This is a genomic window from Rahnella perminowiae (assembly GCF_019049755.1).
GTDB lineage: Bacteria > Pseudomonadota > Gammaproteobacteria > Enterobacterales > Enterobacteriaceae > Rahnella > Rahnella perminowiae.
Window position 1 is genome coordinate 1 of record NZ_JAFMOS010000452.1, and the last position, 9,984, is coordinate 9,984.

8 protein-coding genes are annotated in these 9,984 nt (G+C 53.5%); 7 read left to right on the forward strand and 1 reads right to left on the reverse strand.

Going from position 1 to position 9,984, the window contains the following annotated elements:
• Window positions 1–645 precede the first annotated feature (645 nt).
• From J1785_RS07705 to J1785_RS07735, 7 genes are all read left to right on the forward strand, one after another.
• A complete protein-coding gene (locus J1785_RS07705; protein WP_129955105.1) occupies window positions 646–2,085 on the forward strand; it encodes a sensor histidine kinase in 1,440 nt (479 codons plus the stop codon).
• Window positions 2,085–2,840, forward strand: a complete 756-nt coding sequence (gene qseG, locus J1785_RS07710) for a two-component system QseEF-associated lipoprotein QseG (RefSeq protein WP_129955106.1) — start codon at window positions 2,085–2,087, stop codon at window positions 2,838–2,840. The genes J1785_RS07705 and qseG overlap by 1 nt, the downstream gene beginning before the upstream one ends.
• Window positions 2,837–4,174 (forward strand): two-component system response regulator GlrR, encoded by a 1,338-nt coding sequence (gene glrR, locus J1785_RS07715; protein WP_129955107.1) that lies wholly within the window; start codon window positions 2,837–2,839, stop codon window positions 4,172–4,174. Before qseG ends, glrR begins: the two co-directional genes overlap by 4 nt.
• 154 nt (window positions 4,175–4,328) lie before the next feature.
• Entirely contained in the window at window positions 4,329–4,667 is a 339-nt protein-coding gene (gene glnB / locus J1785_RS07720) for a nitrogen regulatory protein P-II (protein WP_013574351.1), read from the forward strand.
• A gap of 411 nt (window positions 4,668–5,078) precedes the next feature.
• Entirely contained in the window at window positions 5,079–5,600 is a 522-nt protein-coding gene (locus J1785_RS07725) for a sorbitol dehydrogenase family protein (RefSeq protein WP_129955108.1), read from the forward strand.
• Between the two features lie 26 nt (window positions 5,601–5,626).
• A complete protein-coding gene (locus tag J1785_RS07730) occupies window positions 5,627–7,228 on the forward strand; it encodes a GMC family oxidoreductase (protein WP_129955109.1) in 1,602 nt (533 codons plus the stop codon).
• 10 nt (window positions 7,229–7,238) lie between these two features.
• Window positions 7,239–8,639 (forward strand): cytochrome c, encoded by a 1,401-nt coding sequence (locus J1785_RS07735; protein WP_129991677.1) that lies wholly within the window; start codon window positions 7,239–7,241, stop codon window positions 8,637–8,639.
• 64 nt (window positions 8,640–8,703) lie between these two features.
• Here J1785_RS07735 and hmpA read toward each other — a convergent pair whose 3' ends face one another.
• Window positions 8,704–9,894 carry an NO-inducible flavohemoprotein gene (hmpA, locus tag J1785_RS07740; protein ID WP_129955111.1) on the reverse strand — a complete coding sequence of 397 codons (1,191 nt, stop codon included), beginning with the start codon at window positions 9,892–9,894 and terminating at the stop codon, window positions 8,704–8,706.
• Window positions 9,895–9,984 lie beyond the last annotated feature (90 nt).

A 9,984-nucleotide genomic window follows, 5' to 3' on the forward strand; every position in this document is an offset into this window, starting at 1 on the left:
GTGGAGGCCTTACCGGCCGGCTCAGGCCCGGCGATGTGCAGCGATAAGCTGCTGAGCAAAAAAGCCGGCATTAACTCCTGACAGGATGTGTCTAAAAATAGCGACAATAGCCTTTTGGGTTGTCTCCATTTGGAGACATTTAACTGTTTGATAATTAACGATTCGGTTTACGCGGTGGGATACTGTTGCGATTCAGCGACACCTTGGGTGTTTTTCCAACGGATTATTGCGCCTTATGAGGAAGCTTGAAATATTTTTAAAATAAAAATTATTAAAATTCATACGCTTGAATATTTTCCTTTAAAGTTGGCACATATCCTGCTAGATTGCAGCAGTTGCTCATTCACCTGATTATGATTGGCTCACGCGAAAGCGTTGATATGCTCATAATGTCCGAATGACGCCAAAGAAACGGTGCCTATCGTTCACCCGACCGATAATCGTTGCGCAAGCACGTTATCAAGCATCGAACGACACGTTGAGTGAGGCACCACCTTTTCCGGCCTGCTGAATTTTCTGAAGAATATTCAGCAGGCCAACCCTTCGCCGTCTGTCTCTCCTGTTTCCCCATCTTGTTAACCTCCCCGACGACACTGGCTGTTTAAACCGTTGTCCGCTAGCATGACTTTATCTGTGGTAAATGAGATGAATGCGTTGAAAAGAAGACGTTTATTCCCCGGTTCGTTACGTCAGCTGGTCTTAATGGCTTTCCTGCTGGTGATGCTGCCGTTACTGGTATTGGCTTATCAGGCTTATGACAGTCTGGATCAGCTCAGCCGGCAGGCGGCGCGTATCAACCGCACCACGCTCAGTGATGCGCGTCGTAGTGAATCGATGTCCGGCATTGCGCTGGAAATGGAACGCAGCTATCGCCAGTATTGTGTCCTCGACGATCCGACGCTTTCCCGCCTTTATCAGAATCAGCACAAACAATATGCCCAGTTGCTGGATGCGCATGCGTCTGTGCTGCCGGATCTGCGCTATTACCAGACGCTGCGCACTTTGCTGACACAACTGACACAACCAACCTGTCTGAATAACTCACCGGATAAAGACTCCTCTGCACGACTGGAAAATTTCTCACGCACTAATGCTGAGATGGTTCAGGCAACCCGGGAAGTGGTGTTCTCGCGCGGACAGCAACTTCAGCGTGCGATTGCCGAACGCGGCCAGTTTTTTGGCTGGCAGGCGCTGGTGCTTTTTCTGCTCAGTGGCGCATTGGTGGTGCTGTTCACCCGCATGATTATCGGGCCGGTGAAAGGCGTCGAGCGGATGATCAACCGGCTGGGCGAAGGGCGCAATCTGGGGGATGTGGCCCGCTTTAAAGGGCCGCGGGAGATCCGCTCGCTGGTACAGCGTATCGTCTGGCTGAGTGAACGTCTTGCCTGGCTGGAGTCACAACGCCACGAATTTCTGCGTCATATTTCTCATGAACTCAAAACTCCGCTCGCCAGTATGCGTGAAGGCACCGAGCTGCTGGCGGATGAAGTGGCCGGGCGGCTGACGCCGGATCAGAAAGAAGTGGTGGCTATTCTTAATAACAGCAGCCGCCACCTGCAAACGCTGATTGAACAACTGCTCGACTACAACCGCAAGCTGGCGGATGCACCGACGCTGAGTGTGGTTGTTGATCTTAAAGCGTTGGTGGACGACGTTGTGACCGCTAACAGCCTGCCTGCCCGCGCAAAAAAAATCCGCAGTGAAGTGACGATCGAAGCGCCCCGGTGTCTGGCAGAACCGACTTTACTGAGACGGGTGCTGGATAATCTCTATTCCAATGCGGTGCACTACGGGGCTGAATCCGGTACTATTTGGGTCCGCAGCCGGCACGAAAACGGACGGGTGATGATCGAGGTGGCGAATACCGGAATGCCGATCCCGCAGGCCGAGCGCGCGATGATTTTTGAACCTTTTTACCAGGGTAGCCAGCAGAGAAAAGGGGCTGTAAAAGGCAGCGGTCTGGGGTTGAGTATTGCTCAGGACTGCATTCGTCGCATGCATGGAGAGCTGCAACTGGTTGCCGTTGAGGATGCGGACGTTTGTTTCCGTATTGAATTGCCCCTGACGGCTGAGAAGAATGAATAATGATCAAATTTTTAAGCGGTTTGTATGCGCTGTTACGCTGCCGGGTGGTCTTAGTGGGTGCACCGCTGGTGCTGGCAGGCTGCGTGCCGCATTCCGGCAATAACCATTATTATCAGCAAGTTTCCGATCAGATCGTGCCAGACAGCAAAGTGATCGACTTTCGTATTGCACCTTGTGAAACGCTCTGGGCGCTGGACGACAGCGACGCGATGACCAATTCACTGTACTGGTTACGGGCGATGGATTGTGCTGACCGGATGAGTGACGCGCAGGCGCGTTATCAGGCGCAGCAGATCCCGGCAACCCAGTGGGAAAGGGTGTTTAAACAAAGCATTCTGCTTTCCGGTGCGGATCCCGATCAGCAGCAGCGTCGCGCGTTGCTGGCGAAAGTCAGCGAGTACCGCGGCCAGATGCCGGGCTCGATTCGCCCGCTGGTACAGTTATGGCGTGAACGGCAGAATCTGCAGGTAGTACTGGGGGATGAAAAAGCCCGCAATGCCCGCCAGCAGGCGCTGAATGAAGAAAAAATTCAGACGCTGACCGCCGGACAACAGGTGCTGGAAAATAATCTTACGGATATGCGGCGTAAGCTGGAAAACCTGACCGATATTGAGCGCCAGCTTTCCTCGCGCAAACAGAGTCAGGGCGATTTGCCGGATAACGATACCAGCACGCCTGTGAAGGCAGCTTCCGGTAATGCGGTCAAACCTGCCGAAACCTACGTGCCGCCCGCTAAGGATCAGAACGTAAAATGACGATACGTAAAGCTGCCAGCTTATTGCTGGTTGATGACGATGCCAGCCTGTTAAAACTGTTGGGCATGCGCCTGACCAGCGAAGGTTTTCGTGTCACCACCGCCGAAAGCGGTGCTGAAGCGCTGCGTGTGCTGCACCGCGAACGTATTGATCTGGTGCTGAGCGATTTGCGCATGGATGAAATGGATGGCATGGCGCTGTTCGCCGAAATCCAAAAATTCCAGCCAGGCATGCCGGTGATCATTCTGACCGCGCATGGCTCTATTCCCGATGCGGTCGCCGCTACCCAGCAGGGCGTATTTGGATTCCTCACCAAGCCGGTTGACCGCGATGCGCTGTATAAGGCTATCGATGAAGCTCTGGCGCAGTCCAGTCCGTCGGCTGATGAAAGCTGGCGCGAATCGATTGTTACCCGCAGCCCGATCATGTTGCGTCTGCTTGAACAGGCCAATATGGTGGCGCAGTCTGATGTCAGTGTGCTGATTAACGGCCAAAGCGGCACCGGTAAAGAAGTGCTGGCACAGGCCATTCACGCTGCCAGCCCGCGCGGCAAAAAAGCTTTTATCGCCATTAACTGCGGCGCTTTACCGGAACAGTTACTGGAATCCGAGTTATTCGGCCATGCTAAAGGCGCGTTTACCGGCGCGGTGAGCCATCGTGAGGGGCTGTTCCAGGCGGCGACCGGCGGCACGTTGTTCCTTGATGAAATCGGCGATATGCCGTTGTCGCTGCAGGTGAAATTACTGCGTGTACTGCAGGAGCGTAAGGTGCGTCCGCTGGGCAGCAATCAGGATATTGATGTGGATGTACGCATTATTTCTGCAACACACCGTGATTTGCCGAAAGCGATGGAGAAGGGTGAATTTCGCGAAGACCTGTTTTACCGCCTTAACGTCGTCAGCCTGAAGTTGCCAACGCTGAGTGAAAGATCAGAAGATATTCCGCTGCTGGCCAATCATTTGCTGCGTGTCGCGGCGCAAAGACATAAACCTTTTGTGCGCAGTTTTTCTACGGACGCGCTCAAACGACTGATGGTCGCCAGCTGGCCGGGCAATGTGCGCCAGTTAGTGAATGTTATCGAGCAATGCGTGGCGCTGACTTCTGCACCGGTGATCAGCGAAGCTCTGGTGCAACAGGCACTGGAAGGAGAAAACACCGCACTGCCAACGTTTGCCGATGCGCGGAATCAGTTCGAACTGAACTACCTGCGTAAGCTATTACAAATCACCAAAGGTAATGTGACGCAGGCGGCACGTATTGCCGGGCGTAACCGCACCGAGTTTTATAAGTTGCTCTCCCGCCATGCGTTAGAAGCGACCGATTTTAAAGAGTAACGGGAATTTACTTTCAGAGGCTTGAGGTACATTCCTGCCGCTGAACTATGATACCTTTAGCGCCTTCGCATGCCACAGGCATCCGAAACCAGATTGTGAACCATGCTGCCGCGCAGGAAGGCGGAGAGCAAACGAATGATTATAAGGGTCCGCCATGAAAAAGATTGATGCGATTATCAAGCCATTCAAACTCGACGATGTCCGTGAAGCATTAGCGGAAGTCGGGATTACCGGGATGACTGTGACCGAAGTGAAAGGCTTTGGCCGTCAGAAAGGTCACACCGAACTCTACCGTGGTGCGGAATACATGGTCGATTTCCTGCCGAAAGTGAAAATCGAAATTGTCGTGGCAGATGATATCGTGGATACCTGTGTGGAAACCATTATGACGACCGCGCAGACCGGTAAAATCGGTGACGGTAAAATCTTCGTGTTTGATGTGGCACGAGTGGTCCGTATCCGTACCGGGGAGCAGGACGAAGAAGCGATTTAATGTTTTATCAGGGCGGGTAATTGCCGGTTACCCGCCCTGTATTTTCCCTTTCCTATCCCTGTTGATCCCATCTTGTTATACCAATCACTCTTTAACCAAATCACACCCAACCCTCTGTTTATTCTGTTTCGATGACCCGCTTTTGTTCCGTAGACGGAAAAACCCTGTTCGGCGATCACCACAAAAAATGCTATTTGTTAGTTTTTTGTGAAGGTTGAAGGGTTTTTATTGTGACTTCGTTGAAAAAGTGAGAGTAAAATCACACTTGTTGTTATACCAGTTAGAAAAACTTGTCAGGTACGTTGTAATCACTCACTAAAATAATTCAGGGTGAAAGTATCCGGCAACCAACACTGGTGTGGATTGATCTCCGTTGATCGTGGTTTTCACGCCCATTCAAAAGGCTTTGCAATGTCACAACAAGAAAAACCCATACGTATTTCCCGTCGCGTATTTTTAGGGGGCGCACTGGCGGCGCTTTCCGTTCCGCTGATGAATAAGCTGCTGCTCAGCCCGGTCTATGCCGCGCCGGTTGCCGGTTTGTCTCAGGCAAAACAGGATTTCACCCAACTTTCTCTGTATCTGACCGGTCACGAACAGTTAGATCCGGCCCTTTCTGAACGTTATTACCAGACGATGTTGCAGTTGTACCCGGACTTCACCGCACAGGTTCAGGCGTTGCAGGGATTTATCACGGCGAATCATATTGACGCCGCTGATCTGCAAAAAACGCTGGATGCACAGCAGCCTGCGCTGGCGAAACTGCCGCGCAGCATCCTTCAGGCGTGGTATCTCGGGGTGGTCGGTGAGGGTAAACAGGCCGTTTGTCTGGCGTATGAAAATGCGCTGATGAATGTTGCGGTTCGCGATCACCTCAATCCGCCGAGCTATGCCTACGGCGCTTACGGTACCTGGGCAAAACAGCCCGTCTGAAAATAACGTTCCAAAAGGGTTAAGCAATGAGTGAACAACTTTCCGCTGACGTCGTCGTCATCGGCTCAGGGATCTGCGGCTCGCTGGTCGCACAGCGTCTGGCAAAACAAGGTATCTCCGTCATTATTCTGGAGTCCGGCCCGCGCATTGACCGCGGAACGCTGACTGAAAACTTCCGTAATTCGCCGCGTAAAAAAGACTTTATGTCGCCGTATCCGTATTCCGACTGGTCGCCACATCCGGTGTATAAACCGGAAGATAATGATTATCTGCAACAGCAGGGGCCGTATCCGTTCCCGGCGGAATATATCCGTATTATGGGCGGCACCACCTGGCACTGGGCGGCACAGGCGTGGCGTGTTCTGCCAAACGATATGAAGATCAACACGCTGTACGGTGTCGGGCGTGACTGGCCGTTGTCATACGAAGAACTGGAACCGTTTTATTACGAAGCTGAAGTGAAAATGGGCGTCTCCGGTGCACCTGACAACGGCTCACCGCGCAACCAGCCCTTCCCGATGGAACCGGTCGCCGAATCCTGGCTGCAACAGCGTTTTCGTGAGCGACTGGCACCTGGCGGTTATGACGTGATTGTTAACACTACCGCGCGTAACAGCCGTAACTATGACGGACGTCCGGCCTGTTGCGGTAACAATAACTGCATGCCGATTTGCCCGATCGACGCACAATATCACGGCGGCATCGCTGCGCAGGCTGCTGAGGCGGCGGGCGCAAAACTTATTACCAACGCCGTGGTTTACCGTCTGGAACATGACGAAAAAGGCCGCATTGTCGCCGCGCATTATTATGATCCGGATAAAGGTGAGCATAAAGTCACGGCGAAAAACTTCGTTCTGGCAGCCAACGGCATTGAAAGCCCGAAACTGCTGCTGATTTCTGCCAGTGATAAATATCCGGACGGGCTGGCAAACAGTTCCGGCACCGTCGGGCGTCACCTGATGGATCACCCGAGTAATTCTCTGACGTTTGAAACCGAAGAACCGTTGTGGGCAGGGCGCGGGCCGATGAGCCCGGCTTCAATCAACAGCCTGCGCGACGGCGATTTCCGTAAAGATTACGCCTCGTTCCGTATCGATATCGCCAACTCTTCCCAGGTGCAGTCGGTCACGCAGGATTTGCTGGCGGAAGGCGTCTACGGCATCAGTCTGGATAACGAAATTCGTCGCCGGGCGTCGCACCAGACCAGCCTGAAAAACGTGATGGAACAGCTGCCCAATTACGATAACCGCATCATTCTCAGCGATAAAAAAGACAAACTGGGTATTCCGAAACCGGCAGCGATTTACCACATGGATGATTATGTGCATCGCGGTATGGCGCGTGCGGTGAAGGAATACACCGAAATTGCCCGACTGATGGGGGGCACCAACTTACGCTTCAGTAAGCCGGGCGTTTACGGCAACAACCAGCACATCACCGGCACGATGAGCATGGGTCATGACCCGAAAGATTCTGTGGTAGATGCATTCGGACGCACCCATGACCATGAAAATCTGTTCATCACCAGTACCGGCGTGATGCCAACCTCGGCCACGGTCAATTCCACGCTGACCGCTGTTGCGCTGGCATTACGTACCGCTGATCATCTTGCCAAAACTGCGCTATAGGCTGACTGACATGACTCTGAACCGTTTCACTTACAAACGTCTGACGGGCGCGTTGCTGGCCTTTGGCCTGAGCCTGACTGCGGGCACGGCTTACGCCGCGTTATCGCCGGAGCAGGATGCGCTGATCAGGAAAGGCGAATATATCGCAGTAGCCGGAGACTGTGTGGCATGCCATTCCACCGAAGGTGGCAAGCCGTTTGCCGGCGGCCTCGGGCTGGCGACGCCGCTGGGCACCATTTATTCGAGCAACATCACACCCTCTAAAAAAGACGGTATCGGTAATTATACGCTGGAACAGTTTGAACATGCAGTGCGCGACGGCGTGCGCGGCGATGGCGCGAATCTGTATCCGGCGATGCCCTACACCTCGTATGCCAAAATCAGCGATGACGATATGAAAGCGTTGTATGCTTATTTTATGCAGGGTGTGTCACCGGTGGATGTGCCATCAACGCCGACAGCATTGCCGTTCCCGTTCAACGTGCGTCTGTCGATGGCGGGCTGGAACTTGTTGTTCCTCGAAAAAGGGGCGTTTAAAGCCGATCCGTCGAAAAGCGATCAGATCAACCGGGGGGCCTATCTTGGCGAAGCACTCGCACACTGCAGCACTTGCCATACGCCACGTAATGCGCTGATGGCAGAGCAGGGCGATAAAGCGCTGAGCGGCAGCAGTCTGGGCACCTGGTTTGCACCGAACATTACGTCGGATGCGGTCAGCGGTATTGGCAACTGGAGCACGGATGAAATTGCCGGTTACCTGAAAACGGGTCACGCACCGGGCAAGGCGCAGGCGGCAGGGCCGATGGCTGAAGCGATTGACCACAGCCTGAGCCATCTGAGCGACAGCGATTTGCAGGCGATAGCCGTCTGGCTGAAACAAACCACACCGGTCAGTCAGGAAGGACAGGCGAAAGCCGCCGATCAGTTCGGATCACCGGCGAATTATGTCGATACGCTGCGTGGCGTTCCGCGTCCGGCTGACGCCGGAAAAATGACCGGCTGGCAGGTGTATGACGGTTATTGTGCCAGTTGCCATCAGCCCGACGGGCGTGGCAGCAAAGACGGTGGCCTGCCGTCGCTGATGAATAACACTGCGCTGGGACATCTGAACAGCGACAATCTGGTGATGGCGATTTTACATGGCGTGCAGCGCGGGCCGGAAAACAAAGATGTCGCGATGCCGGCCTTTGAGCATTTACTGTCTGATACGCAGGTCGCTACGCTGAGCAATCAGCTGTTGCAGCAGTTTGGCAACGATCAGGCGAAAGTTACGCCGGAGCGGGTGAAAGAATTGCGTGCAGGCGGCAAACCTTCGCCGCTGCTGGAACTGGCGCACTGGGGAATGGGCATTGCCGGGCTGGTGGTTATCCTGCTGATTGCTTTATTCTTTATGCGTCGCCGTCGTCCTTAATACCTGCTGACGCAGCAATAATAAAGGCTGACATTCTGTGTCAGCCTTTTTTTTCGTGCAGGGATTAAATCACTTTATGCGGGCCGAAACATTCGTAGTGAATGTTAGCTTCGCTGATGTTCATCGCCAGCAGTTGTCTGGCGACGAACTGCATAAAGCCCACCGGTCCGCACAGATAGAAATGCATGTCCGGGGTGCTCAGTGACCCGCTGACTTTGCTCAGATCCATCAGTCCCTGATACTGGAAATCTTCTCCGGGTAAATCATCAGCCTGTGGCAGGTTATACCAGACATGATGTTCCAGTTGCGGCAGGCTTTCCTGCGCGTTTTTCACTTCACCGGCAAACGCATGCACCGCGCCGTTTTCCGCGGCGTGCAACCACTGAACCGGGGCAGGGTGTCCGCGCTGTGCCAGTGTGTTGAGCATGCCTAACATTGGCGTCTGACCGACACCGGCGGATATCAGCGCCACCGGCGTGATATCGCTGATGTCCATAAAGAAATCACCGTGCGGGGCGGCGAGATGAATAATATCGCCCGGTTGCGCGAAATTATGCAGGAAGTTGGACACCGCACCTTGCCCTTCGCGTTTTACCGCGATGCGGTAGCTTTTGCCATTCGGTGCCTGCGTCAGGGAATACTGACGGATTTCCTGATTCTCCAGTGAAGCATCACGAATATACACCGCCAGATATTGCCCCGGTTTGAAGTCCGCCACCGGTTTACCATCGACAGGCTCCAGCACGAAAGAGGTAATGAGCTCACTTTGCGGTTGTTTTTCGGCAATACGGAATTCACGCGTACCGTGCCAGCCACCGGTTTTTTCTGCACTGTCCTGATAAATTTCAGCTTCACGGTTGATAAACACATCCGCCAGCACGCCATAGGCTTTGCCCCACGCATCCAGCACTTCCTGGCCCGGACTGAACATTTCATCCAGCGTTGCCAGCAGGTGAGTCCCGACAATATTGTATTGCTCAGGCTGAATGGTAAAACTGGTGTGTTTCTGCGCGATGCGCTCCACGGCAGGCAGCAGCGCCGCCAGGTTTTCAATATTGGCGGCGTAAGCGCAGATGGCATCGAACAGCGCCTGGCGCTGATCGCCGTTGCGCTGGTTGCTCATATTAAAGATGTCTTTCAGCTCGGGGTTATGTGTGAACATGCGGTCATAGAAGTGTGCGGTCAGTTTCGGGCCAGTCGCAGCGAGCAAAGGGATAGTGGATTTAACGGTGGCGATAGTGGCTGAATCAAGCATGGTGAACTCCGGCTCTGTGAGAATTTTATATAACATGTATTTAAAATGCATGTTATATAAACCGACTATTGCTGTAAACCCCCCTAAAGG

What these genes read in the sequence shown, in the direction of transcription:
- J1785_RS07705 (WP_129955105.1), top strand. Translation starts at nt 646, where the DNA reads ATGAATGCGTTGAAAAGAAGACGTTTATTCCCCGGTTCGTTACGTCAG.
- qseG (WP_129955106.1), top strand. Translation starts at nt 2,085, where the DNA reads ATGATCAAATTTTTAAGCGGTTTGTATGCGCTGTTACGCTGCCGGGTG.
- glrR (WP_129955107.1), top strand. Translation starts at nt 2,837, where the DNA reads ATGACGATACGTAAAGCTGCCAGCTTATTGCTGGTTGATGACGATGCC.
- glnB (WP_013574351.1), top strand. Translation starts at nt 4,329, where the DNA reads ATGAAAAAGATTGATGCGATTATCAAGCCATTCAAACTCGACGATGTC.
- J1785_RS07725 (WP_129955108.1), top strand. Translation starts at nt 5,079, where the DNA reads ATGTCACAACAAGAAAAACCCATACGTATTTCCCGTCGCGTATTTTTA.
- J1785_RS07730 (WP_129955109.1), top strand. Translation starts at nt 5,627, where the DNA reads ATGAGTGAACAACTTTCCGCTGACGTCGTCGTCATCGGCTCAGGGATC.
- J1785_RS07735 (WP_129991677.1), top strand. Translation starts at nt 7,239, where the DNA reads ATGACTCTGAACCGTTTCACTTACAAACGTCTGACGGGCGCGTTGCTG.
- hmpA (WP_129955111.1), bottom strand. Translation starts at nt 9,894, where the DNA reads ATGCTTGATTCAGCCACTATCGCCACCGTTAAATCCACTATCCCTTTG.